We start from the raw sequence: 23,901 nt of genomic DNA, 5'->3' as shown, positions 1-23,901 counted from the left end.
TCGTGCACCATCGGATCACACGACACGCGGCCGCGGTGCTGGCGGCGCTCGTACTCCTGCTGCAGACGGCGGGGATCGGGGCCGCCGGCGCCGCCGAGGCGGCCGACGACCCGGCCCAGGTCGTCGAGGAGCGGCTGATCGACGCGCGGACGCTCGACCTCACGGTCTCCTCGCCCGAGATCGACACGCCGGTCAAGGTGCGGCTGCTGCTGCCGCCGGCCTGGTCCAAGACCGCCACCCGCACGTGGCCCGTCCTGTGGCTGCTGCACGGCGGCCCGGGAGACCACACGGACTGGACCGCCAACACCCACGTCCAGGAGCTGGCCGCCCCTCGGGACGTCCTCGTCGTGCTGCCCCAGACCAGCCCGTGCAGCGGGTACAGCGACTGGTACAACACGGGCAGCGGCGGCCCTCCGGCCTGGGAGACGTACCTGCTCGACGAGCTGCGGCCGCTGCTGGAGAGCGGGTACCGCGCCGGTACGGAGCGTGCCGTCGCGGGGCTTTCGATGGGCGGGCTCGGCGCGATGAAGCTCGCCGCGGCGCACCCCGGCACGTTCCGCGCGGTGGCCTCGTACAGCGGGGCGGTCAGCACCCTCCACCTGTCGCTCGACGGCGGGCTCTCCGGGCCCGACCTGGTGAAGGGCGCCGGCGCCGGTGCCACACCGACTGGCGGCGCATCTGGGGCGAGCCCGGCTTCCCGTACGACACCGCGGACCCGGCGGACGTGCGCCAGCGCGGCGTGTGGGAGCGCAACGACCCGGTCCATCAGGCCGCCGGGCTGGCCGGTACCGCGCTCTACGTCTCGTACGGCGACGGCACGGACGCCGGTACGGGCTGGCAGTGGGGCGACCCGCCGGCGAGCCCGACGCGCTGCACGAACCCGGTCGGCCACGGCACGGAACGCGTCGAGCGGCTCATCCACGGCATGAACCAGGACCTGCGGCTGCGGCTCGCCCAGCTCGGGATCCCGGCGGCGGTGTGCTCGTACCGGGGCGTCCACGCGTGGCCGTACTGGGAGCGCGAGCTCGTGTCCTCGTTCCCGATGCTGATGGCGGCCATCGGCGCCTGACCGGGCGGCGGCTCAGTGCTCGGCCGGGGGTTCGAGCAGCTCGGGGCCGTTGTTCCGGACGCTGTTCACCGCGGTGGAGACCGCCCGTACGTCGAGGTGGCCGCCGGCCGGGGTGTGGAGCAGGGCCCGGAGGTCGTGGGCGTCCTCGTGGGCGGGGTCCAGCCAGGCGTCGTGGTCTCGCGCGGCCACGGCCAGGGGCATGCGGGGGTGGATGCGGCCGGCCGCGTCGGTGGCCTCGGTCGTGATGATCGTCGTGGTGACGAGCCAGGCGGCCGGGTCGTCCTCGTCCGTCACGGCCGGGTCGCGCCAGAACTCGTACAGCCCGGCCATGGCCATCACCCCGGCGTCCTGCGGAGCGATGAAGTACGGCTGCTTGTACGCCTTCGCCGTCGCGGTGGCGGCCACGGGCTGCCACTCGTAGAAGCCGTCCGCGGGCAGCAGGCAGCGGCGCCGGGTGAAGGCCCGGCGGTAGGCGGGCTTCTCGTGCACCGTCTCCACCCGCGCGTTGATCATGCGGGCGCCGCCGTTCGGGTCCTTCGCCCAGGAGGGCACCAATCCCCACCGCAGGGTGCGCAGCCGGCGCTCCACCTCACCCGTCTCGCGGTCGGGGCGTTCGAGGACCGCCCAGACCTCGTCGGTGGGGGCCACGTTCCAGCTCGGTGCCAGCGTCTCCCGCGGGTCCCAGCGGGCCTCGAACAGGCCGGCCAGGTCCTCGGGGGCGCGGCTGGAGGCATATCGACCGCACATGGCATCCACTGTCCCACCGCGCGGGCTCTTCCGGCTCCGCTCGGATGTGCGCCGCGCCGCTCCCGCCGGGACCGGCCGCCGTGCCGGCGCCGCGGGCGCGGGATTCAAGGAGGGGTACGTGCCCGCAGCCGCCGGGGCGGCCGCCCGGGCCGCTCACCGCGGACGGCCGCCGTCTCCAGCGTAGGCCGCGGTGCCGCCGCCCCGCACCGTGGCGGGTGCCCGGCGGGCGCGGTCATGGTGTGCGTCCCGAGCCGACACCGGGCTGCGCGACGAACTCCTCGTCCCCGTAGCGCACCGTCGCGGTGTTCCGCTCCACCCCGGGACCGGCCGTGAGGCGGCGGGCCGGCGGGAGGTCGGCGAGCGGGGCGATCAGGACGAGGCGCCCGTCCACGGTGACCGAGCCGCCGCCGAGCCGCCGCCGGGCGCTCGCGGGACTCGGGGTTCGCGAGCAGCGCTGCGCGCAGGCCGGCGGCCGAGACACCGGGGGCCGGATCTCGACCGCGTCGGTGTCCGGCGAGGTGCGCGGCAGGCAGCGGAAGGTGAGCACCGACTCCTGGTGGTACCGCTTGCGGATGACGTCGGCGATGTGGTGGGGCCCTTCGGCCCCGACCTTGTTCACGTCGGACTCCCGCGAGCGCTCGTACGTGGTCCACTTCAGGTCCGCGGACCGGAAGACGCCGTCGAGCAGGGTGGACTCCCCCGCCTTCGCGCCGTTGGCGCGGACGGTCCGGCGCACCTCGTGGTCGGATCGCGCGTCGGGATCACCGTAGGGCCCGCGGTGCGGCTCTCGGGGCGGCTCTCGGGGCGGCTGCTTGGCCGATAGCGGGTGGCAGGAGCGGCCGGTCAGCCTCGGGGCTCCCGCGCCATGGCCTGCCCGCCGATGTCGGCGGCTCCGTCGAGCAGTTCCTGCCACCACGACTGCACTTCGCGGTGGTCCATCGTGGCCCAGGCGGGGGTCTGCTCCACCTGGCCCCGGCCGAGGCGCCGGGCCAGGGCGACCATCTCCCGCCCTGCCGCACCGCGCGCGGCGTGGTACCCGCCCAGCAGCTCGGCCCAGCTGCCGGCCCGGCGCCAGGCGTCCTCGAACGCGGAGGCGTCCTGGAGCGCCTTGGCCACCCCGCTCGTGTTGTGCGGGCGCACCACGGTGGCCGCGTCGCCCGCGAGCAGCAGGCGTCCGGCCGTCGTACGCGCCGTCTCGAGGTCGTAGATGGGCTGGACGTAGGTGTCCGCGGGCTCCGTCAGGGCCAGCACCTGCGCCCAGTGGGGCGGGAACTCCCGCTCCAGCAACGTGCGCAGGTGCGCGGTGAGTTCCTCGGTCACCCGCCCCGGCGGGAAGCTCGTCGGGTCGTCGAACGGCAGTCGGCCGCCGCGCGGGGGCATGGCGTACAGGACCCAGTTCACCCGGGGGCCGTCCGGCCCGGGGGTGGGGTAGACGACGCAGCTCCCGCCGGTGAAGCAGACGGTGGTCACCGCGTCGGAGGGCACACCGCCGTTGCCGAGCCCCTCCAGCCGCCGGGCGTCGAGGTTCCCGCGCCAGCAGACGTACCCGGCGTAGACCGGCCGGGACTCCGGGCAGACGGCCTCGCGCACCACCGAGCGGTACCCGTCGGCTCCGACGACCAGGTCGAACGGCTCGGCGGCCCCGTCGGCCGTCCGCACCTCGGCCCGCTCGCCGGTGTCGGCGACGCCCGTCACGGCCGCCCCCTGGCGGTAGACCACCGAGGCGGGGGTCGCCTCCCGCAGTCCGCGCCACAGCAGGCCCCAGTGGTACGAGTGGAAGGGGAACGGCTGCTCCCAGAACACCCGCCCGGCGGGCCCGGCCGCCGCGTCGTCGCGGACGATCCAGCGGCGCCGGGTCAGCGGGTGCGCGGCGATGCCGGCGGGCAGGGCGCCGGTGGCGGCGAGTTCGGCGGCGCGGCCGTCGTGGATGCAGAGCCCCAGTCCCCGGTCGGCCAGCCGTCCTCGGGTGCGCTCCAGGACCACCACCTCGTCGGCGCCCGCGCGGGCCGCCGCCGAGGCCAGCGCACAGCCCGCAACGCTCCCGCCCACTACCGCGACTCTGCCGCCTCGCATGACCGCTCCCTCCGCGCGAACTCCCGGATCCCGCCACCCTACTGAGAAGTCCCGGGTCGGGGTGGCGGGTTCGCCTGGCGAGAGGTGCGGCGGCGAGGGCTTCGCCGGGGGTGGGATCAGTCGGCCAGTGCCGCCGAGACGACGGAACGGGCCTCCTCCTGTACGCGGGCCAGGTGGTCGGTGCCCAGGAAGGACTCGGCGTAGATCTTGTAGACGTCCTCCGTGCCCGACGGGCGCGCCGCGAACCAGGCGTGCTCCGTGGTGACCTTGATGCCGCCGATCGCGGCCCCGTTCCCCGGAGCCTCGGTCAGCACCGCCGTGACCGGTTCCCCCGCCAGGGTGTCGGCGGTCACCTGATCGGGTGACAGCCGGGCGAGGACCGCCTTCTCCTCCCGGGTGGCCGGGGCGTCGATCCGGGCGTACGCCGGCTCGCCGAATCGGGCCGTGAGGCCGGCGTACCGCTCGCTCGGGGTCTGCCCCGTCACGGCCAGGATCTCCGAGGCCAGCAGGGCGAGCAGGATGCCGTCCTTGTCGGTGGTCCAGACCGAGCCGTCGCGGCGCAGGAAGGAGGCACCGGCGGATTCCTCGCCGCCGAAGCCGATGCCGCCCGCCAGGAGCCCGTCCACGAACCACTTGAAGCCGACGGGCACCTCGACCAGTTCGCGGCCCAGGTCCGCGGCCACCCGGTCGATCATGCCCGAGGACACCAGGGTCTTGCCGACGCCCGCGTCCGCCGGCCACTGCTCACGGTGGCCGTAGAGGTACTCGATCGCCGTGGCGAGGTAGTGGTTGGGGTTCATCAGGCCGCCGTCGGGGGTCACGATGCCGTGCCGGTCGGCGTCCGCGTCGTTGCCGGTGGCGACCTGGAACCGGTCCCGGCCCTCGATCAGCGAGGCCATCGCGTACGGGGAGGAGCAGTCCATCCGGATCTTGCCGTCCCAGTCCAGCGTCATGAACCGCCAGGTGGGGTCGGTGTACGGGTTGACCACGGTCAGGTCGAGGCGGTGCTCCTCGGCGATCCGCCCCCAGTACGCCACGGAGGCTCCGCCGAGCGGGTCGGCTCCGATGCGCACACCGGCGGCGCGTACCGCGTCCAGGTCGAGCACGGACGGCAGGTCGCGCACGTACGTGCCGAGGTAGTCGTACGTACGCGTGGTCGGGGCCGCCGACGCGCGCGCGAACGGGATGCGCCGGATCTCCTTCATGCCGCCGGTGATGATCTCGTTGGCGCGCTCCTGGATCCAGCCGGTCGCGTCCGAGCCGGCGGGCCCGCCGTGCGGCGGGTTGTACTTGAAGCCGCCGTCCGCGGGCGGGTTGTGCGAGGGCGTGACCACCACTCCGTCGGCCAGGGCCGAGGTGCGACCGCGGTTGTGGGTGAGGATCGCGTGCGAGACCGCGGGCGTGGGGGTGTAGCCGTCGGCGGCGTCGACGAGCACGGTCACGTCGTTCGCGGCGAAGACCTCGAGGGCGGTCACCCGGGCGGGTTCGGACAGGGCGTGGCTGTCCGCGCCGAGGAAGAGGGGGCCGTCGATTCCCTGCCGGGCCCGGTACTCGCAGATCGCCTGGCTGGTCGCGGCGATGTGGTCCTCGTTGAAGGCGATGGCGAGGGAGGAGCCGCGGTGGCCCGAGGTGCCGAAGGCGACGCGCTGGCCGGGGTCCGCCGGATCGGGATGCAGGGCGTAGTACGCGGTCACGAGCCGGGCCACGTCGACCAGGTCCTCCGGGCGCGCCTGCTGCCCCGCTCTTTCGTTGAGCATCCGCCCATTCCTCCGTACTCGATCAAAGAGAACAACCGTGGTCATTGTGTCGCCCCCTGAACGTGCCCGCACCGCCGCGTCCCCACGCGGCCCCCGCCTGTGCCCCGGGTCACGCAACGGGGCACGCGGCGAGGAGAGGCGTCGCCCGCGCGGCGGTCAGCCGCCGGAGGCCTCGCGCACGCCGGTGAAGACGGTGGTGGCGGAGAGGAGGAAGGCGTCGGGCCGGTGCAGGATGCCGTGCCGGGCCTCGGGATCGAGCAGCACGTCTAGGGTGTCGAGGTCGTCCGCGTCGAGCATGTCGCCCGTGGACTCCCGCAGCCAGGTCAGCTGGGTGTGCAGGAAGGCGCAAGCCGCCGCGCCCAGCGGGGCCGGCAGGTCGAGGAGGTACGTGAAGCTCCCCGCGCGGGAGAGCCCGGCGCGGCCGAGCATCGCGGGCCAGTCCTCGACGACGGGGGTGCTGCCGGGGAGCTCGGCCCGCATGATCGAGAACCAGTGCTCGTGGAGGGCGTCGAGCCGGGCCTGCAGGCCGGGCCTGCCGATGCCGATGTCGCGCGGCAGGAAGCGCATCGGCAGCCCGCCTTCCGCCACGGCGAGCACACCGCCGGGCCGCAGAACGCGGGCCAGCGCGTCCAGCGCGCCCTGCTGATCGCCGAGGTGGTGGACGAGCTTGCTGCTCCAGATCAGGTCCGCCGTGCCGAGGCCGTCCCCGCCGGGTCCGTCGCCGCTGTGCAGGCCTTCGGGCAGTTCCGCGTGGAGCACGGCCACCCGGTCGCCGAGGCCGAGCTTCTCGGCGCGGGCCCGGGCGCGGTCCAGCAGCCCGGGCGTGGCGTCGACGGCGACGGTCTCGGCGCCGGCGAAGGCCTCGGCGAGCACGCAGGTCATCACTCCGGGCCCGCTGCCGATGTCGAGGATGCGGCCGACCTCGGCCCAGGGGCCGAGCAGCTCGATCAGGTGGGCCGCCGCCCGGCGCAGGCCGGGGAGCTGCAGTTCGGCGCCGCTCTCCAGCTGGGTCGCCATGACGTCCCAGTCGACGTCGGTGGAGTGGTGGCCGTGACCGTGACCGGCCGTGTCCGCGTGCGCGCGACCGTGGCCGTGGCCGTGGCCGTGGCCGTGCGCCGGGCCGGAATCGCTGTGTGGGCTCATGCCGCGGAGCCTGCACCGGGTCGACCCGATACGACAACTCTTGTTGCCGTTTCCGGGACAGCCGGGTGGAATGCGTCCATGGACACACCAGCCGACCACCCTCCGGCCGACCCGCCGGCGCCCTACCGGACCGTTCTCGACGAGGTCGGCCCGCGGCTCAAGCGGCTGCGCGCCGGGCGCGGTCTCACGCTGGCCGCGCTCTCCGAGACGACCGGCATCTCCAAGAGCACCCTGTCCCGGCTGGAGTCCGGTCAGCGCCGCCCCAGCCTGGAGCTGCTGCTGCCGCTGGCCGGCGCGTACCGCGTGCCGCTGGACGATCTGGTGGGAGCGCCCGAAGTGGGCGACCCGCGGGTGCGGCTGACGCCGCACGCGATGCCGAACGGCGATTCGTACGTCCCGCTGTCCCGGACTCCGGGCCCCCTCCAGGCGTACAAGATGATCATCACGGACCGGGGGGCCGAGCCGGATCTCCGTACCCACGAGGGCTACGAGTGGATGTACGTACTGCAGGGGCGGCTGCGGCTGGTGCTCCCCGAGCACGATCTGGTCCTCGGCCCGGGCGAGGTCGCCGAGTTCGACACGCGGCTGCCCCACTGGTTCAGCAGCGCCGACGGCCGGCCCGTCGAGGTGCTCAGCCTCTTCGGCAGGCAGGGCGAACGCATGCACGTGCGGGCGAAGCCCGCTGCGAAGCCCGCCCCTTGGCGGGCGGAGCGGGTCAGGTCGGCAGGCTGAGGAGCAGCAGCGGGCGGGTGGTGGGCCGGGCCGATCCGCCGGCGGGTTCGACGGTGAGTCCGACTCCGGAGGCGCCCTGGATGCCGCCCTGCATGAGCGTGGCCCCGTCCTGCGCGAGGAGCCCGGCGGGGCGCATGGTGCCGTGGTCGTCGAACCAGAGCTGGTACGTCCGGCCCGCGCCGGGGTCGGGGAGCCCGGTCCCGATGAAGACCGCCCTGTTCTGCAGCTTGGAGCTGACCACGGAGGTGCCGGCGCCGGTGGTGGTGCGGCCGCGTACCGTACGGGCGTCGGAGGCGGCCACGACGGCGCTGACGTCCTGGAGGCGGCGTTCGGACGCCTGGGCCTGCTGCCGGGCCTCCTCGGCGAGCTGTTTCTGCCACACGGTGACGCCCCCGAGCACGGCCGCCCCGGCGAGGCTCGCGGCGATGGCCAGCGTGATGGCCTTGCGGCGCAGGATGGCGGTGAACGTCATCGGCCTGCCCGAGTCGGGCAGCAGCGGCGGCAGTTGGCGGACCGAGTCGATGCCGTGCAGGACCGCATCCCTCATGCGGGCAGGCGCCGCCAGGGTCGCGGCCCCGGCCAGGCGGGCGGCGGTGGCGGAGAACTCGGCCACTTCCTGCCGGCACGATGGGCAGTCCGCGAGGTGTGCGGTGAACGTCTCGTGTTCCGCAGCCGTGAGTGCGTGGAGTGCGTACGCGCCGGTGAGGGTGTGCAGTTCTCCGTCGTGCTTCATGTGGTCACCCCCATGCAGTCGCGCAGCCGGATGAGCCCGTCGCGCATGCGTGTCTTGATCGTGGGCAGTGGAGTGCGCAGGGTCTCTGCGACCTCGCGGTAGGTCAGGCCCTGGTAGTAGGCCAGGGTGACGGCTTGGCGCTGGATCTCGGTCAGGCCGCGCATGCAGCGCCGGACCTGTTCGCTCTCCAGCCGGGTTTCGACCTGTTCCGCCACCTCGTCGAACGGGCGCGCCTGCTGGCGGGCGGCCTGGTCGTGTTCGCGGTTGATCGCGGCCTGTGCGGAGCGGACCCGGTCGACGGCCCGGCGGTGGGCGAGGGTGGCCGCCCAGGCGAGCACGCTGCCCTCCTCGGGGCGGTAGCGGCCGGCCTGCCGCCACAGGTCGATCATCACCTCCTGTGCCACCTCCTCGGACTGGGCGCGGTCGCGTACGACCCGGACGACCAGGCCGAACACGGTTCCGGACAGGGCGTCGTAGAGAGCGGAGAAGGCGTCCTTGTCGCCGCGGGCCACCCGGGACATCAGGTCCTCGAGCCGCGGAGCCGCGGTGTCGGGGACACCGAAGGGCAGCGGCTGCCCGGTGGTGGCGGATGGTCCGCCGAGGTCCGTCCGTCGCATGACAATCCTTTCCCGTCGAATGGACCGGCCCTTCCAGAAAGAGAGCCGACCGCTCCGGATGCTGCCAGGTTCGCCTTCTCGACCGGTCTTCGGAGCAGACATCTGTGCGGATTGGTCAACCGGGTCGCCAATTGCCGATCAATGTGCAGCACCCGCACCGCGGCTGGTTCCGCTCTCCGCAACCGGGACCAATCCGGGGGCCCTTCGGCCGCGAATCAAGGGGGAGAAGCCGTCCCGGAAGGCGGCGTGGCGACCGGTGGGGAGTGACGGAATTTGCGTACCCAGAGTGTGGCCGTGATCGGCGGCGGGGTGGCGGGACTGACCGCCGCCTACGTCCTGCAGAAGGCGTGCGACGTCACGCTGTACGAGGCGGACCCCCGGCTGGGGGGCCACGCCCACACCCATGAGCTGCCGGCCCCGGGCGGCGGAACGGTGCAGGTGGACTCGGGGTTCATCGTCCACAACGAGCGCACCTACCCCTTGCTGATGCGGCTCTTCCGCGAACTCGGAGTGGCCACGCAGGACTCCGAGATGAGCATGTCGGTACGGTGCGACGGCTGCGGCCTGGAGTACGCCGGTGCCCGCGGACCCGCGGGCCTATTCACCGGGCGGGCCGCGCTGCGCGGCCGGTACCTCAGGCTGCTGGCGGAGGTGCCGCTCTTCCACCGACGCGCTCGCCGGCTGCTGGCCGAGGGCGGTCCGGAGCAGCAGCTCACCCTCCGCGCCTTCCTCGCCGACGGCGGGTTCTCCCCGTACTTCGTCGGCCACTTCATCACGCCGCTGGTGTCCGCCGTGTGGTCCTGCCCCACCGAGACCGCGCTGGAGTACCCGGCCGAGTACCTGTTCCGCTTCCTCGACCACCACGGGCTGCTGTCCGTCACCGGTTCCCCCCGGTGGAAGACCGTCACCGGCGGCAGCGCGGCGTACGTGGACGAGGCCGCCAAGGAGATCAGCAACGTCCGGACCGCCACTGCGGTCAACCGGGTGGACCGGATACCGAGCGGCGTCCTGGTGGGCACGGAGGACGGCACCACCGAGCCGTACGACGCGGTCGTCATCGCCACACACCCCGATCAGGCACTGCGCCTGCTGGCCGAGCCCACCCGCGACGAGCGCCGGATCCTCGGCGCCTTCCGGTACGAGACGAACCCGACGGTGCTGCACACCGACACCGGGCTGCTGCCCCGCTCCCCGAGAGCCCGCGCCTCCTGGAACCACCACCTCGACGACTGCCGTCCGGGGGCGGGGGGAGTCCGGGTCAGCTACGACATGACGCGGCTCCAGCGGCTGCCGGGCAGCTCCCGGTACGTCGTCACCCTGAACCCGGGCGGGCGGATCGACCCGGAGCGCGTCCTGGCCCGCATGGACTACGCGCACCCGGTCTACACGCCCGAGTCGGTGGCCGCGCAGCGGGCGCTGCCCCGCCTCAACACGCGGGTCACCGCGTTCGCGGGGGCGTATCACGGGTGGGGCTTCCACGAGGACGGCTGCCGCTCGGGCGTACGGGCGGCCGCGGCTCTGGGGGTGCGGTGGTGAGCCGGGTGGACGCGCCCACCGCGGCGCAGCGGACGAGGCGCACGATCCTGCGGGGGCGGACGGCGTCGGCAGCGGCGTCGGTGTCGGCGGACCAGGCGAACCAGGCGAACCAGGCGGTCCCGACGCCCCCGACGCCCCCGCCCCTCCCGCCCGTCGCCGTGCCGGCCCTGTACGACTGCGTCGTCTCCCACGCGCGGACGGCCCCCGTACGGCACTCCTTCCGCCACCTCACGTACATGTGGCTCGTGGACCTGGACGCGCTCCCCCGCCTCCCGTGGCCGCTGCGCCCGCTGGCCCGCTTCCACGCCCGGGACCACTTCGCCGCCGCGCCGACCATCCGGGCCGGACTCGACGCGTACCTGGCCTCCCGGGACGTGGACCTCGACGGCGGGCGGGTCCTGATGCTGGCCCACGCCCGGGTCCTCGGGTACGTCTTCAACCCGCTGACGCTGTACTGGTGCCACGACCGCGCCGGGGCCCTGGTCTGCGTCGTGGCCGAGGTCCACAACACGTACGGGCAGCGCCACTGCCACCTCCTGCGGACCGACGAAGCCGGCCGGGCCGAGGCGGCGAAGGAGCTGTACGTCTCGCCGTTCTTCCCCGTCGACGGCCACTACCGCATGCGCCTGCCGGAGCCGCGGGAGCGGCTGGAGATCTGCGTCCAGCTCGAGCGCGCCGGGCACCGGCCCTTCACCGCGACCCTGCACGGCCGGCACCGCCCCGCCACCGCCCTCACCCTGCTGCGCGCGGTCGCCCGGCGGCCCTGGTCCACGGCCGCCGTCTGGGCCGGGATCCGCCGCCACGGCATCCGCCTGCTGCTCCGCGGGCTGCCCGTACAGCCCCGACCCGACCGCGCGCCCCAGGAAGGCATCCTCCCGTGACCCTTTCCCTCCCCCGCAGCGCCGACACCGAGCCCGGCATCGACTGCGACACGCAGGCGTGGCCGGACGTGGCGCGTCCGCCGGCGGCCCCCTTCGGGCACGCGGCCGTCGCCCGCACACTCGTCCGCCGCGCCGTGACCGCCCTGCCCCTGCGCTGCCGCTTCGGCGCCGAACCGCCCTGCGGCAGCGGTCCTTCGCTGACCGTCCACGACCCGGACGCCTTCTTCCGCCGGATCGGGGCGTTCGGTCTGATCGGCTTCGGCGAGTCCTACATGGCGGGCGAATGGGAGAGCGACGACCTGACCGGCCTCCTGACCGTCCTCGCCGCGCACGTGGACGACCTCATGCCCGTCCCGGTGCGCCGGCTGCGCGGAGCGTGGGTGCAGCGCAGGCCCGAGGCGCAGCTGAACTCCCGGGCCGGGGCCCGGGAGAACATCCACCGCCACTACGACCTGTCGAACGAGCTGTTCGCGCTCTTCCTTGACGAGACGCTGTCGTACTCCTCCGCCGTGTTCACCTCCTTCCCCGCGCGCCGCGAGAGCCTTCCGGCCGCGCAGCACCGGAAGATCGACCGGCTGCTGGACCTCGCCGGCGTCGGTCCGGGCACGCGCCTGCTGGAGATCGGCACCGGCTGGGGCGAGCTCGCGCTGCGCGCCGCCGCCCGCGGGGCGCGTGTGACGACGGTGACCCTCTCCGCCGAACAGCAGCACCTCGCCCGCCGCCGGATCGCCGCCGCGGGGCTGGCCGGCCGGGTGGACGTGGAGCTGCGGGACTACCGCGACGTGGAGGGCCGCTACGACGCGGTGGTGAGCGTGGAGATGATTGAGGCGGTCGGCCGGGACTTCTGGCCGGCGTACTTCGCGGCCCTGCGCGACGCGGTGGTGCCGGGCGGACGGATCGCCCTCCAGTCGATCACCATGGGGCACGAGCGGATGCTGCGCACCGCCCGTACGCACACCTGGATCAGCAAATACGTCTTCCCGGGCGGTCTGATCCCCTCCCGCGAGGCCATAGAGGCTCACGCGGCCGGGGCGGGGCTGCGGATCGTCTCCGACCAGGGGTACGGCGACCACTACGCGCAGACGCTGCGCCTGTGGCGGGAGCGCTTCGCGGAGCAGGAGCAGGCCGTGGCGGCGCTGGGCTTCGACGCGACGTTCCGGCGGATGTGGGAGTTCTACCTGTCCTACTCGGAAGCCGGGTTCCGGGCCCGCTACCTCGATGTCCGGCAGCTGCTCCTGACGGAGGACACCTCGCCGGGGGCGCGGCCGTGAACGCCGCCTCCCGGGAGGCCCTCGGGGGCGAACCGGCCTCGGCCTCCGTCACGGCCGGATCCGTACCGCTCCGTACCAGCGGGTTCTTCCCGCTGCCGTCGAGGGGAGGCCGCGCATGAGGGGGCCGACGGGTGCGCTGGTGCTGCACCGGGTGCCGCAGGATCCGACGGCCGCGGTGCTCCTGCTCCACGGAGGGCGGGCGCAGGGGCTCGAAGCGCCGCCGCGGCCGAACCTGCCGGGGCTGCGGATGCGCCCGTTCGCGCGGGCGGTCTCGGGCTCGGGGGCGGCGCGGGGCGTGGTGGTGGCGGAGGTCCGCTACGAGCACCGGGGCTGGAACGGCAACCGCGCGGATCCGGTCCACGACGTGTGGCAGGCGCTGCGCGAGCTGTGCTGCGTGGCCGGTCCGCTGCCCGTGGTGCTGGTCGGGCATTCCATGGGCGGGCGGGCCGCGCTGCGGGCCGCCGCCGACCCGCTGGTCCGTGCGGTGGTGGGGCTGGCGCCGTGGTGCCCGCCCGGTGAACCGGTGATGCACCTGGGGGACACGGCCGTGGTGCTCCTGCACGACGAGGCCGATCGGGTCACCGACGCGCGGGGGTCGTGGGACTACGTACGGCGGGCCCGTGCCCGGGGCGCCCGGGCCGCGGGCATCGCGATGCCGCACGGAGGTCACGCGATGCTCCGCCGGGCCCCGGACTGGCACCGGGTCGCGAGGGACACGACGCTGGGCCTCCTCGGCCTGGCCCCGCTCCCGGAAACCCTGTTCACGGACCGGGTGCCGACCCCGCCGGGTCCGTCCCCGCGGCTTCCGGCGCGGGGCGGGTCAGCGGCCCGGTGAAGCGGTGGCCGTAAGTGGACGGCGCTCCGGCTCTTCGAGTTGCCGTCCCAGGGGCGCGAACGCGAGGAGGAACAGCAGTCCCGCCGCCGGAAGCAGGTCCAGGCTGACGCCCGTGGCCACGATGCCCGCGACCACCACGACGGGCCGCCAGGCGGCGATCCGGCGCAGCGCCGCCAGCTGGGTCATGAGCAGCAGCAGGCCGACGTGGAAGAGGAGCGGACCGACGGTGTAGACGGCAGGCTCCACACCGGCGTGGCTCTTGACCCGTCGGAAGAGTTCGCGCATGGCCTCGCGGTCCTCGCTGAGGAATCCGGCGACGAGGTCGATGGCCGCCTGCGCGACGACGGAGGCGATGCCGAGCAGCGCCGTCACCGCTCCGGCTCCGGCCAGCGCCCGGCCTGCCCGGCCCCGGCCCGCCGCGACCGCGCGGCGCATGCCCAGTACGACGGGGACGAAGCACGACACGGCGGCCAGGAAGAAGAGGTGGCCCGAGGACCAGGCCAGCCCGGGGCCGTGCTCCTCGTCGGTCAGCCGGATGAGCCCGTAGGCCGTCATGCAGAGCGGGCCGACGCTGAACGCCGTCCGCTGCCATGGTGAGTTCGACATGGATCGATCATGTCCACGCCCAATCCGCCGGCCCTCGGGGAACGCCCTGACCCGCCCCTGACGGGGCGGGCCGGGCGCCTTAGGGGAGGACCCCCGTGGGGACTACTCGACCACCAGCGTGACCGGGATGTTGCCGCGGGTGGCCTTGGAGTAGGGGCAGACCTCGTGGGCCTGCTTGACCAGCAGCTCGCCCGTCTCGCCGGCGAGGGACTCCGGCAGCTCGACACGGAGGGTGACGGCCAGGGCGAAGCCCGTGTCGTCCTTGCCGATCGAGGTCTCCGCGGTGACCGACACCTCGCCGGTGTCGACCTTCGCCTGCCGGCCGACCAGGCCGAGCGCGCTGGCGAAGCAGGCCGCGTAGCCGGCCGCGAAGAGCTGCTCGGGGTTGGTGCCCTGGCCGTTGCCACCGAGCGCCGGGGGCATGGCGAGCGCGAGGTCGATCTGGCCGTCGGAGCTGACGGTGCGGCCTTCGCGGCCGTTGGCGGTGGCGACAGCGGTGTACAGCGCGTCCATCGGGGGTTCCTCTCACGGTGGTGACCGTCCAGCCGGTGTTCGACTGACCTCCAGAAGTAGAGCACACAATTCAATTGCGCACAACTGAATGACTCGCAAGTCTTGCCCGGGTACACTCGTGTCCATGAGCGAGCAGCCCGCCCCCACCCTCCGCGAGGAGGACTTCCTCCGTCTGGACGGCCAGATCTGCTTCGCGCTGAACTCGGCGAGCAGGGCCTTCAACGGCCTCTACCGCGTGGTCCTCAAGGACCTCGGCCTGACCTACCCCCAGTACCTGGTGATGCTGGTGCTGTGGGAGCACGGCACCACACCCGTCAAGGAGATCGGAACCCACCTCCGCCTCGACTCGGGCACGCTGTCGCCGCTGATCAAGCGCCTGGAGGTGGCCGGGCTGGTCCACCGGGAGCGCAGCACCGAGGACGAGCGCTCGGTCCACGTCGGCCTCACCGAGGCCGGTACGGAGCTGCGCGCCCGCGCGGTGGAGGTGCCGCGCCGGATCGCGGCCGCGACGGGCTTCGAGCTCGCCGAGATCCGGGACCTCCAGATCCGCCTGCACCGCCTCACCGCGGCCCTCGACGCCGCGGTGCCGCAGGCATGACCAGCCTCTGACCCGGCGCCCGGCGAAAGCGGGCGAAACGCTTCCGGGAGGGTGGCGAGCCTCCTGCCCTCGTCCGCGAGGGAGGGGTGGTTCACCATGGAGGAAATCGTGACCGCCGCGGCCGCGTCCTTGCCGGGGGCGATGGCGACGGATGCCCGAGGGCAGGCACGGGAGGGCGTGATCGCCCTGTGGAGACGCGTCCGCACGCGCCGGGAGCCAGCGCCCGGCCGCGCCGCGAATCGTACGACGCGCAGGACTCGGAGCTCGACACCCGGCTGGTGGCCCCGAGGGCCGCATTGACCGAAGCGCGGCGGCTCGGCGACGCCGAGGCGGAACGGGCCCTGGCGGCCGACTGGCAGGAGCGCTTCCGCGAGCTGCTGCGCCGTCACCCGGAACTGGCCGGGCCGGTACGGAACCTGATCGACGAGCGGCCCCGCCACGGCGGCGGCGCAGCCGGAGGGGGCCGGTGGCGTTGCCACCGTGAGCGCCGACGTCTTTGGCCAGGGCAGGGCCCATCCGGCCGGCCGCGACCTCACCGTCCACGAACGATGGCCGAGCCGGCCGCCGGTCCGCAGGAGCCCGAAAGCCCCTCTGTGCACGCCGAGGTGAGCGGCGACGCCCGCGCCTACCTCTCGGGGCGCGACATGCACCTGTACATCGAGGACGGCGTACGGACGCTGCGCCGGACCCTGTCGGGCGGCGCTCCCGAGGGCGGCGGCGCCGGGTGCCGCTGCCCGTATCCGGGCCTGCGTCCGTTCGCCCCGCAGGAGCACGAGTGGTTCCGCGGGCGCGAGGACGTCACCGCCGATCTGCTCCAACTGCCGGCCCAGCGGCTGGAGTCGGGCGGCCCGCTGATGGCGGTGGCGCCCTCGGGGGCGGGCAAGTCCTCGCTGCTGCGGGCGGGGCTCCTGCCCGGCATCGCCGGCGGCGGGCTCCGCGTACTGGCCGCGCGCCGCCCTCACTCCGCCGCGCGGCCCCTGTCGGCCCTCGCGGACGCGCCGGCCGCCGCCCTGGCCGGGGAACTCGGCGACACCGCCCGCGATCAGGTGCGCCAGGCCCCGGCGGCGGGCCCGGAGGCCGCGCAGGCCCTCGTGCTCACGGCACTGCGCGGCGCGCCCGCGCGGGTCGCGCTCCTCGTGGACCAGCTGGAGGATCTCTTCACCGTCTGTACGGACGCGGAGGAGCGGCGGGCGTTCGTCGGGGTGCCGGCACGGCTCGCGGCGAAGGTGGACGGGGAGCCGGCCGCCGCCCTCGTCATCCACGGCCTGCGCGCCGGCTTCACCGCCGCCCGCGCCGCGCATCCCGAGCTGCGGGACGCCCCTCTGGGACGTCCGCGACCCGGCCCGGCCTGTGGCCCGGGGCGTACCGCTCGGCTGGTTCGGGCAGCAGGCGGGCGTGCACGGGATCGTATTCAGCCCGGACGGCCGTTTCCTGGCGGGCGCGGTGGGCGGGAACGGGCACAACGCCATCGACCGCAACGTCCTGGTCCGGGACGTCACCGACCCCGCCCGGCCGCAAGCGCTGTCCGGGGCGCAGGTGAGCGACCGGGGAGTGCTGATGAGCCTCGCGTTCAGCCAGGACGACCGGCTGCCGGCAACCGGCAGCGCCGACGGGGTCGTCCGGTTGTGGAACACCGCCGACCCGGCCCGGGGCATCACCCTCGCCGGCTCGCTGACCGGCCACCAGAACCTGGTGGGCGCGCTCGCGTTCAGCCCGGACGGCCGCACGCCGGTCGGCGGAGGGGCCGACACCACGGTCCGGCTGTGGGACGTGGCCGCGCGCTGGGCGGGCCGCTGACCGGGCACACGCTGCCGGTCGGGGACGTGGCCTTCGCGCCGGACGGCCACACCCTCGTCACGGCCGGCCGGGACGACGCCGTCCGTCTGTGGGAGACCGACCCGGCGCGGCTGCTGCCGCGGCCGTGCGCGGCCACCGCCGGGCCGCACGACCGGGAGCTGTGGCAGCGTCACGTCCCGGGCACCCCGTACGTGCCGGGCTGCGGCTGACGCGCGCCCCAGCCCCGGCCCCCAGGGGGTGTCTTGTCGATCAGGTCGGCCGCCGCGAGCCCGGCCTGATCGGCGAGACACCCCCTAGGCTCGGGGCCATGGTGCACGTACTCGGCAGCCGCGTCCTTCTCACCCCCGCCGACCCGGAGCGCTCGCGCGCCTTCTACGGCGGCACCCTGGGGCTCGCCGTGCACCGGGAGTTCGGCACCGGGCCGGACCGCGGCACGGTCTACTTCCTGGGCGGCGGCTTCCTCGAGGTCTCGGGACGCGCCGAAGGCCCGCCCGCTCCCGGGCTGCGGCTGTGGCTCCAAGTCGCCGACGCGCAGGCGGCGTACGAGGAGGTGCTGGCCCGGGGTGCCGAGGTGCTGCGGCCGCCCCTGCGGGAGCCCTGGGGGCTGATCGAGATGTGGATCGCCGATCCGGACGGGGTCCGCATCGCCATCGTTGAGGTCCCGGCCGACCACCCGTTGCGCTTCCGCGCCGGAACCGACTGAACCCCGAGCTCCTTCCGGCCGGACCCGCACGTCCGGTACGCCGTTCGGGTTGTTCACCATCCGTGATCGACGTCGCCACGACGAACGGGAACCCGCCCGGGCGCGGCAGCTCCCGGCGCGCGGGCGCCGAGCCCGTCCACCCATCGGGGGGACATCGGGCGCACCCCCTGGACACCGCGTCAACCCCGCCCGGCCGCGTGGCCGGTACGGGAGCGGGTACGCAGTGCCCGCATAGCAGAGATGAATATGCCGTGGAGGCCTTTTGTAAAGATCAACTCAGTGTGCTGGATTAATCACCGACAGTGCTCCCGGCTGCGCGGAAGGACATCGAATGCGCACGGTTCGCGAATCAATCCTGGACGTTCTACGAGCACGTGGTGTAACCACGGTCTTCGGCAACCCCGGCTCGACCGAACTGCCGATGCTCAAGCGGTTCCCCGAGGACTTCCGGTACGTGCTCGGCCTCCAGGAGGCCGTCGTCGTCGGCATGGCCGACGGTTTCGCCCTCGCCTCCAGAACCACTTCCCTGGTCAACCTGCACACCGGGCCCGGCACGGGCAACGCGATGGGCGCCATCCTGAACGCCCGCGCGAACCGCACCCCGATGGTCGTCACCGCGGGCCAGCAGGTACGCGCCATGCTCACCATGGAGGCCCTGCTCTCCAACCCGCAGGCCACACTGCTCCCCCAGCCCGCCGTCAAGTGGGCATACGAGCCTCCTCGTCCCGCCGACGTCCCGGCGGCGCTGGCCCGCGCCGTGCAGATCGCCGAAACCCCGCCGCACGGGCCGGTGTTCCTCTCCCTCCCGATGGACGACTTCGACGTGGAGCTCACCGAGCAGGAGGACCGGGCCGGCCAGGAGGCGGCCGCCCGCCGGATCACGCACGCCGCCGCGCCCGACGCCGCCACGGTCGCGGCGCTCGCCGACCGGATCTCCCGCGCCCGCTCCGCCGTCCTCGTCGTCGGCGACGACGTCGACGCCTCCGGTGCCTGGGACGCCGTCCTCGCACTCGCCGAGCGCACCGGACTGCCCGTCTGGGCCGCGCCCGTCTCCGCCCGCGTGTCCTTCCCGCGCAGCCACCCGCAGTTCCGCGGGGATCTGGCCCCGGCGATCGGGCCGCTCGGCCGGCAGCTCGAGGGACACGACCTGGTCGTCGTGGTCGGCGCGCCCGTGTTCCGCTACTACCCCTACATCCCCGGTGCCCACCTGCCCGAGGGCACCGAGCTCGTGCTCCTGACCCGGGACGCCGAGGAGGCCGCCCGGGCCCCCGTCGGGGACGCGGTCGTCGCGGACCTGGCCCTGGCCGTACGGGCCCTCGCGGAGCGGCTCCCGGCCGCCGGCGCGCCCGTACCCGCACCGCACGAGCAGGTGCGCTTCCCCGAGGCGGCCGACGGGACCCTCACTCCGCTCGCCGCCCTGACGGCCATCGCGCAGGGCGCCCCGGAGAACACCCTCTGGGTCAACGAATCGCCCTCCAACGTGCCGCAGTTCCACGAGGCCACCCGCATCCGCACCCCTGACTCCTACCTGTTCTCCGCGGGCGGCGGACTCGGCTTCGGAGCCGCCGCGGCCGTCGGCGCGCAGCTCGGCGCGCCCCACCGGCCCGTGGTCTGCGTGATCGGCGACGGCTCCATCCACTACGCCGTACAGGCCCTGTGGACCGCGGCCGCGTACAAGGTCCCGGTGACATTCGTCGTCCTCAGCAACGCGAAGTACGCGATCCTCCACTGGTTCGCACAGCTCGAGCACGCCCAGGGCGCCCCCGGCCTCGACATCCCCGGTATCGACGTCACGGCCGTCGCCGACGGCTACGGGGTGCGCACCCACCGGGCCCAGGGCGCGGGCGAACTCACCAAGCTCGTACGGGACGCGGCGGCCCAGCAGGACGGGCCGGTGCTCATCGACGTGCCCGTGACCACCGAGCTCCCCTCCCTCTGAAGCCCGGCCGCCGCGCCGCCCGGACACCAGCCTCCCCCCACCACCGTCAGAAGGCCCTCATGTCCCCCGAAACCCCTCTCCTGTCGCGCCTGCGCACCCTCCTCACCGACCACGCCGACGTCCTGCACACCGACCCGGAGACCCTCGCCGCGCACGCCCGGGACGCCGCGCCGTTCTCCGAGGCCGGCACCCCGGCCGTCGTCGCCTTCCCGCGCACCGCCGAGCAGGTCCGGCACATCATGCGCACCACGTACGAACTCGGCGTCCCCGTCGTCCCGCAGGGTGCCCGCACCGGCCTCGCCGGCGCCGCGAACGCGATCGACGGCTGCGTCGTCCTGAGCACCGCCCGGATGGACCGCATCCTGGAGATCGACCCCGCCAACCGGCTCGTGCGCTGCGAGCCCGGCGTGGTCACCAAGCGGCTGAACGACGCCGTCGCCGAGCACGGCCTCTCCTACCCGCCCGACCCCGCCTCCTGGGAGCACTGCACCATCGGCGGGAACATCGCGACCGGCGCGGGCGGCATCTGCTGCGTCAAGTACGGGGTCACCGCCGACTACGTCCGCGGCCTGGACCTCGTCCTCGCCGACGGCCGCCGGATGCGCACCGGCCGGGACACGGCGAAGGGGGTCGCCGGGTACGACCTGACCCGGCTGCTCGTCGGCTCCGAGGGCACCCTGGCCGTCATCGTCGGCGCCACGCTCGGACTGCGCCCCGTACGGCCGCCCGCGCTGGCCATGCTCGCGCAGTTCCCGACCCTGACGGCGGCCGGGGACGCCGTCGCCGCGATCACCGCGGCCGGCCACGTCCCGTCCGCACTCGAACTCCTCGACCGGGCCACCTCCCAGGCTGTCGCCGACCACGGGCACCCGATGATGACCCCGGGGGCCGCGGCCACGCTCATCATCGAGAGCGACACGGCCGAGCCCGCCCGCGACCTCGCGTCGATGGCCCTCCTGTGCAAGGAGGCAGGGTCCCGGAACGTGGTGACCGCCTCCGGCTCCGAGGAGTCCCGGCAGGTCATCGAGGCGCGCCGGCTGGTCACCCCGGCCCTGGGCGCGTTCGCCGCGACCCTCGGCGGCCGGCCGACCGCCTTCATCGAGGACGTGGCCGTACCGCGCTCCGAACTGGCCAAGTTCATGGGCACGATCGAGGAGATCGCCCTGCGGAACCGGCTGCGGATCTTCACACTCGGCCACGCGGGGGACGGCAACCTGCACCCCACCGTCGTCTTCGACGAATCGGACGCGGACGAGTTCCGCCGCGCCCGGACCGCGTACGACGACATCATGGCCGCGGGCCTGGCCCTCGGCGGCACCAGCACCGGCGAGCACGGCATCGGCACTCTCAAGCGCGAGTGGCTGACCCGCGAGCTCGACCCGGTGAGCCTGGAGCTCCAGCGCGGGCTCAAGCGCCTCTTCGACCCGAAGAACCTGCTCAACCCCGGCAAGGTCGTGGAGGCATGACCGAGGCCACGGCCCGCTCCGGGGCCGCCGACGAAAGCACCGCCGGGACCGCCGGGATTCCGGACCGGACCGCGGACACGGACTCCACCTCTCTCCCCGTACCGCGGCCCGCCCGGGCCGGGCGCGCCGAGACCGTCCGCTTCGCCGCCACCCACACGCTGCCCGCGTTCGTCCGCGGGGCCTTCCACGTGCGGCCCCGGGTGGTGGCGGCGTACGCGGCCCTCGGCCAGCAGGGCTGGTCGGCCGCGACCCTGCGGGCCATGCGCGCCCGGCACGGCGGAGCGCCGGTGGAGGTGCGCGGCCTGTCCGGGCCGCTGCTGGTCCTGCTCGACCAGGCGGACGTACGGCGGTTCTACGAACTGCCCGTGCGCACCCTCGCCATGGACGCGCCCGACAAGTACAAGGGGCTGTCGCTGCTGGAGCCCACGGGCGTCATCTGCTCCCACGGCGACACCCGCGAGGAGCGCCGCCGCGTCAACGACGAGGTGCTGGCCGCCGACCGGCCCGTCCACCCCTCGTGCGAGGAGTTCCGGGCCGTCGTCGCCCAGGAGGCACCCGCCCTGGTCCAGGGCTCCGAGCTGGACTTCCCGCTGCTGCGGCGCACGGTGGCCCGGGTCGGACGCCGGATGGTCCTCGGCGACGCGGCCGCGGACGACGAGGAGCTCGCCCGGTGGCTGCTCGTGATCCGCGAGGAGGCCAACTGGATGCGGATGCGCAAGGGCCGGGCCGCGGCCGCCGAGGCGCTCTACCGCAAGGCCGCCGCTCGCGTCGAGGAGTACGCCGCCCGGGCCGAGCCGTACACCCTGGCCGCGCTGGCCCGCAGTCATCCGGCCGCCGCGGGACCGGACGCCGCCGCGCTGGACGCGGTGGGCCAGGCCCATCACTGGCTGCTCGCCCTCGACACCGTCGGCCCGACCGTCGCCCGCACCCTGCTGCTGCTCGCCGCGCATCCGGCCGAGCAGGAGGCGCTGCGGGCCGAGGTGGAGGGCGGGGGCGCGGAACTGCCCCGGCTGCGGGCCTGCGTGGAGGAGACCCTGCGGCTGTTCCCGATCGTGCCGGACCTCGTACGGGTCACCCGGGCCGAGACCGAGTGGCGCGGGGTGCACTACCCGGCGGGGACGGCGGTGCTGGTACCCGCCCTGTTCCATCAGCGGGATCCCCAACACGTTCCGGCGGCCCACCAGTTCGTTCCCGCCCGGTGGCTGCGGCCCGGGGCGGCGCAGGACATCCGGATGGCGCCGTTCAGCCACGGCGGCGGGCGCTGCCCGGGTGAGCACCTGGGCGTGCTGACGGCCTCGTTGCTGACCGCGTCGGTGCTGCGGGGCCACCGGGTCGTCGGCGGCAGGCCCGCGGTGGACCCGTGCCGTCCGCTGCCCGGCCTCCTCGCCTCGGCCGGCATCCGGCTCGCCCTCGCCCCGCGCTGAGCACGTGCGGTGGCGCGGGGCCGGCCGGCCGCCGGGCCCGCGCCGCACGTCCGGCTCGCCACCCGTAACCCCACCACGCCCCGGAGGGCACCTGCATGACCGATGCCACCACCGCCGTCGCCGGGAACGAACCGGAGATCGGCTCCCTGCACCACCTGTGCCGCGTCCTCGCGGAGGCCGCCGAAGCCGTGGGGGACGCCTCCCGGTACGCCTCCGAACTGGCCCTCGGCACCCGGCTCGCGCGCGCCGGCGGCGGCGCCGCCTGGCGCACCCTGCTGCGGACGATCACCGACCCCAAGGGGCTGGGCTGGGCCCCGCGCGGCCGCGGCCTGGCCGGGATCGGCCGGCTCGCCGGGGTGTTCACCAGCCGGGAGAGCCTCGCGGTCAGCCTGGCGGTGACGGGCCTGAAGGCGCGCATCCGGGCAGCCGCCGTGACCCACCCCGAACTGCTCGCCGACCCGGACACCGCACGCGTGCTGCGGGCCGTCCGGGAGGACCGGCAGCGGGAGGCGGTCCGCGTCTTCCGCTCGATCCTCGCCGCCCAGGGCGCCGAGCGGACCTTCGCCCTGCTGGCCCCCGCGTTCGCCGACATCCTGGCCTGGAACGCCCTCACCGACGAGAACCCGCTCAACGACGGGGCGGGCTGGGAGATCGCCACCGGCCGCACCCTGACCGGCGCCGAGCCGATCCTCGGCGTCAGCGCCCGGGTCTGGGCCTTCCTCGACCGCGGACCGGGCCGGGCCGAACCGCTCGTCCCGTCCCCCGCGCTCGCCGAACGCCTCGACACCTCCGGCACCATCGCCGGGTACGTCCGCAACATCGGCGCCGTGGGCACCGACGGAACGCTGCTGGTCCAGCAGGTCGTGGGGCCCGACGGAGTCCAGCGGTACGTGGTCCACCTCGCCGGCATGTCCGGAGTCAGCGACAAGAGCCCCCAGGACCTGCTGGGCGCCGTGCACGCCGTCGCGCGACCGGCCACCCCGTACTCCAGGGCCGTCTCCAAGGCGCTGCGCCGGCTGATCCCCTCGGGCTCCGAACTGGCCCTGGTGGGCCACAGCCTGGGCGGGATCACCGCCATGAACCTGGCCGCCGACCGGGACTTCTGCGGGATCCACCAGGTCACGCACGTCGTCGCGATCGGCTCCCCCATCGACGGCAAACGCCCGGCCGATCCGCGGACCCGGGTGTACTCGCTGGTCAACGAGCACGACGTGGTGCCCAGCCTGGAGGGCCGCTCCTCGGTCTCCGCGTACGCGCTGCCCGAGCAGTTCACCGAGTTCACCTGGACCGACGACACGCACGCCTTCCCGCTGTGCCACGCGGCGGAGCGGTACGCGCACAACCTCGAACACGAGGTTCCCGAGGCGAGCGCACGCGTCGACGCCGCCCTCGCGCCCTTCCGGGGCCGGGTGACCGCCGCCCGCTTCTTCCGTCTGTACGACCGCTGACCGCGGACCGCCG

24 protein-coding genes and 1 pseudogene are annotated in these 23,901 nt (G+C 74.5%); 16 read left to right on the top strand and 9 right to left on the bottom strand.

The genetic code is table 11. The features are described from left to right. Positions 1 to 2: 2 nt before the first annotated feature. Together ACFXGI_RS05690 and ACFXGI_RS05685 are read left to right on the top strand one after the other, a co-directional pair. On the top strand, positions 3 to 929 hold the full coding sequence (locus ACFXGI_RS05690) for an alpha/beta hydrolase (RefSeq protein ID WP_384703772.1): 927 nt from the start codon (positions 3 to 5) through the stop codon (positions 927 to 929). Further along, entirely contained in the window at positions 926 to 1,069 is a 144-nt protein-coding gene (locus tag ACFXGI_RS05685; protein WP_384703769.1) for a hypothetical protein, read from the top strand. The genes ACFXGI_RS05690 and ACFXGI_RS05685 overlap by 4 nt, the downstream gene beginning before the upstream one ends. Before the next feature lie 12 nt (positions 1,070 to 1,081). Here ACFXGI_RS05685 and ACFXGI_RS05680 read toward each other — a convergent pair whose 3' ends face one another. From ACFXGI_RS05680 to ACFXGI_RS05660, 5 genes are all read right to left on the bottom strand, one after another. After that, complete coding sequence (locus ACFXGI_RS05680; RefSeq protein WP_384703766.1) at positions 1,082 to 1,816, bottom strand: SOS response-associated peptidase; 735 nt, start codon at positions 1,814 to 1,816, stop codon at positions 1,082 to 1,084. A gap of 232 nt (positions 1,817 to 2,048) precedes the next feature. Next, positions 2,049 to 2,552, bottom strand: coding sequence for a hypothetical protein (locus ACFXGI_RS05675; protein ID WP_384703763.1), 504 nt, complete (start codon positions 2,550 to 2,552; stop codon positions 2,049 to 2,051). Between the two features lie 107 nt (positions 2,553 to 2,659). Beyond that, complete coding sequence (locus ACFXGI_RS05670) at positions 2,660 to 3,889, bottom strand: FAD-dependent monooxygenase (protein ID WP_384703760.1); 1,230 nt, start codon at positions 3,887 to 3,889, stop codon at positions 2,660 to 2,662. Positions 3,890 to 4,005: 116 nt separating this feature from the next. After that, positions 4,006 to 5,646, bottom strand: a complete 1,641-nt coding sequence (gene pgm, locus ACFXGI_RS05665; protein ID WP_384703757.1) for a phosphoglucomutase (alpha-D-glucose-1,6-bisphosphate-dependent) — start codon at positions 5,644 to 5,646, stop codon at positions 4,006 to 4,008. 156 nt (positions 5,647 to 5,802) lie between these two features. Beyond that, positions 5,803 to 6,789, bottom strand: a complete 987-nt coding sequence (locus tag ACFXGI_RS05660) for a class I SAM-dependent methyltransferase (RefSeq protein WP_384703754.1) — start codon at positions 6,787 to 6,789, stop codon at positions 5,803 to 5,805. Between the two features lie 78 nt (positions 6,790 to 6,867). Here ACFXGI_RS05660 and ACFXGI_RS05655 point away from each other — a divergent pair, with 78 nt between their 5' ends. Beyond that, the gene (locus ACFXGI_RS05655; protein ID WP_384703751.1) at positions 6,868 to 7,521 is read left to right on the top strand and encodes a helix-turn-helix domain-containing protein; all 654 of its coding nucleotides are present in this window, start codon (positions 6,868 to 6,870) and stop codon (positions 7,519 to 7,521) included. Here ACFXGI_RS05655 and ACFXGI_RS05650 read toward each other — a convergent pair. Both ACFXGI_RS05650 and sigK read right to left on the bottom strand, forming a co-directional pair. Beyond that, complete coding sequence (locus ACFXGI_RS05650) at positions 7,505 to 8,254, bottom strand: anti-sigma factor domain-containing protein (protein ID WP_384703748.1); 750 nt, start codon at positions 8,252 to 8,254, stop codon at positions 7,505 to 7,507. The two genes, ACFXGI_RS05655 and ACFXGI_RS05650, sit on opposite strands and share 17 nt — an antisense overlap. Then, positions 8,251 to 8,871: an ECF RNA polymerase sigma factor SigK gene (sigK, locus tag ACFXGI_RS05645; protein ID WP_384703745.1), complete on the bottom strand. Its 621-nt coding sequence runs from the start codon at positions 8,869 to 8,871 to the stop codon at positions 8,251 to 8,253. Before sigK ends, ACFXGI_RS05650 begins: the two co-directional genes overlap by 4 nt. Before the next feature lie 273 nt (positions 8,872 to 9,144). Here sigK and ACFXGI_RS05640 point away from each other — a divergent pair, with 273 nt between their 5' ends. The 4 genes from ACFXGI_RS05640 to ACFXGI_RS05625 all read left to right on the top strand — a co-directional run bounded on the left by ACFXGI_RS05640 (position 9,145) and on the right by ACFXGI_RS05625 (position 13,394). Further along, positions 9,145 to 10,407, top strand: coding sequence for an NAD(P)/FAD-dependent oxidoreductase (locus ACFXGI_RS05640; RefSeq protein ID WP_384703743.1), 1,263 nt, complete (start codon positions 9,145 to 9,147; stop codon positions 10,405 to 10,407). Between the two features lie 158 nt (positions 10,408 to 10,565). Beyond that, complete coding sequence (locus ACFXGI_RS05635; protein ID WP_384704096.1) at positions 10,566 to 11,288, top strand: DUF1365 domain-containing protein; 723 nt, start codon at positions 10,566 to 10,568, stop codon at positions 11,286 to 11,288. Continuing rightward, entirely contained in the window at positions 11,285 to 12,559 is a 1,275-nt protein-coding gene (locus ACFXGI_RS05630) for a class I SAM-dependent methyltransferase (protein ID WP_384703740.1), read from the top strand. The genes ACFXGI_RS05635 and ACFXGI_RS05630 overlap by 4 nt, the downstream gene beginning before the upstream one ends. 115 nt (positions 12,560 to 12,674) lie before the next feature. Further along, positions 12,675 to 13,394 carry an alpha/beta fold hydrolase gene (locus ACFXGI_RS05625; protein WP_384703737.1) on the top strand — a complete coding sequence of 240 codons (720 nt, stop codon included), beginning with the start codon at positions 12,675 to 12,677 and terminating at the stop codon, positions 13,392 to 13,394. Here the strand turns inward: ACFXGI_RS05625 and ACFXGI_RS05620 are convergent. Then, on the bottom strand, positions 13,380 to 14,000 hold the full coding sequence (locus ACFXGI_RS05620) for a hypothetical protein (protein ID WP_384703734.1): 621 nt from the start codon (positions 13,998 to 14,000) through the stop codon (positions 13,380 to 13,382). The two genes, ACFXGI_RS05625 and ACFXGI_RS05620, sit on opposite strands and share 15 nt — an antisense overlap. A 102-nt stretch (positions 14,001 to 14,102) precedes the next feature. Beyond that, complete coding sequence (locus tag ACFXGI_RS05615; protein ID WP_384703731.1) at positions 14,103 to 14,513, bottom strand: organic hydroperoxide resistance protein; 411 nt, start codon at positions 14,511 to 14,513, stop codon at positions 14,103 to 14,105. A gap of 124 nt (positions 14,514 to 14,637) precedes the next feature. On the opposite strand from ACFXGI_RS05615, the gene ACFXGI_RS05610 reads away from it, so the two are divergent. The 9 genes and pseudogenes from ACFXGI_RS05610 (at position 14,638) to ACFXGI_RS05570 (ending at position 23,888) form a co-directional block, all read left to right on the top strand. Continuing rightward, complete coding sequence (locus ACFXGI_RS05610) at positions 14,638 to 15,111, top strand: MarR family winged helix-turn-helix transcriptional regulator (protein WP_384703728.1); 474 nt, start codon at positions 14,638 to 14,640, stop codon at positions 15,109 to 15,111. 548 nt (positions 15,112 to 15,659) lie between these two features. Then, positions 15,660 to 16,418: pseudogene (locus ACFXGI_RS05605) on the top strand (hypothetical protein); the annotation flags it as partial. Between the two features lie 88 nt (positions 16,419 to 16,506). Then, positions 16,507 to 16,908, top strand: coding sequence for a WD40 repeat domain-containing protein (locus ACFXGI_RS05600; protein WP_384703725.1), 402 nt, complete (start codon positions 16,507 to 16,509; stop codon positions 16,906 to 16,908). Then, a complete protein-coding gene (locus ACFXGI_RS05595; RefSeq protein ID WP_384704094.1) occupies positions 16,875 to 17,117 on the top strand; it encodes a hypothetical protein in 243 nt (80 codons plus the stop codon). Before ACFXGI_RS05600 ends, ACFXGI_RS05595 begins: the two co-directional genes overlap by 34 nt. A gap of 98 nt (positions 17,118 to 17,215) precedes the next feature. After that, entirely contained in the window at positions 17,216 to 17,611 is a 396-nt protein-coding gene (locus ACFXGI_RS05590; protein ID WP_384703722.1) for a VOC family protein, read from the top strand. Between the two features lie 331 nt (positions 17,612 to 17,942). Further along, positions 17,943 to 19,550, top strand: a complete 1,608-nt coding sequence (gene mdlC, locus ACFXGI_RS05585; RefSeq protein WP_384703719.1) for a benzoylformate decarboxylase — start codon at positions 17,943 to 17,945, stop codon at positions 19,548 to 19,550. Positions 19,551 to 19,609: 59 nt separating this feature from the next. Then, a complete protein-coding gene (locus ACFXGI_RS05580) occupies positions 19,610 to 21,016 on the top strand; it encodes an FAD-binding oxidoreductase (RefSeq protein WP_384703716.1) in 1,407 nt (468 codons plus the stop codon). Then, positions 21,013 to 22,440 (top strand): cytochrome P450, encoded by a 1,428-nt coding sequence (locus tag ACFXGI_RS05575; RefSeq protein WP_384703713.1) that lies wholly within the window; start codon positions 21,013 to 21,015, stop codon positions 22,438 to 22,440. Before ACFXGI_RS05580 ends, ACFXGI_RS05575 begins: the two co-directional genes overlap by 4 nt. Before the next feature lie 95 nt (positions 22,441 to 22,535). Further along, a complete protein-coding gene (locus ACFXGI_RS05570; RefSeq protein WP_384703710.1) occupies positions 22,536 to 23,888 on the top strand; it encodes an alpha/beta hydrolase in 1,353 nt (450 codons plus the stop codon). Positions 23,889 to 23,901 lie beyond the last annotated feature (13 nt).

Origin of the sequence: Streptomyces sp. NPDC059355 (genome assembly GCF_042752335.1) — a bacterium.
Taxonomy (GTDB): domain Bacteria; phylum Actinomycetota; class Actinomycetes; order Streptomycetales; family Streptomycetaceae; genus Streptomyces.
Note: the sequence above shows the minus strand (reverse complement) of the source record. Positions and strands in the feature narration are given on the sequence as shown.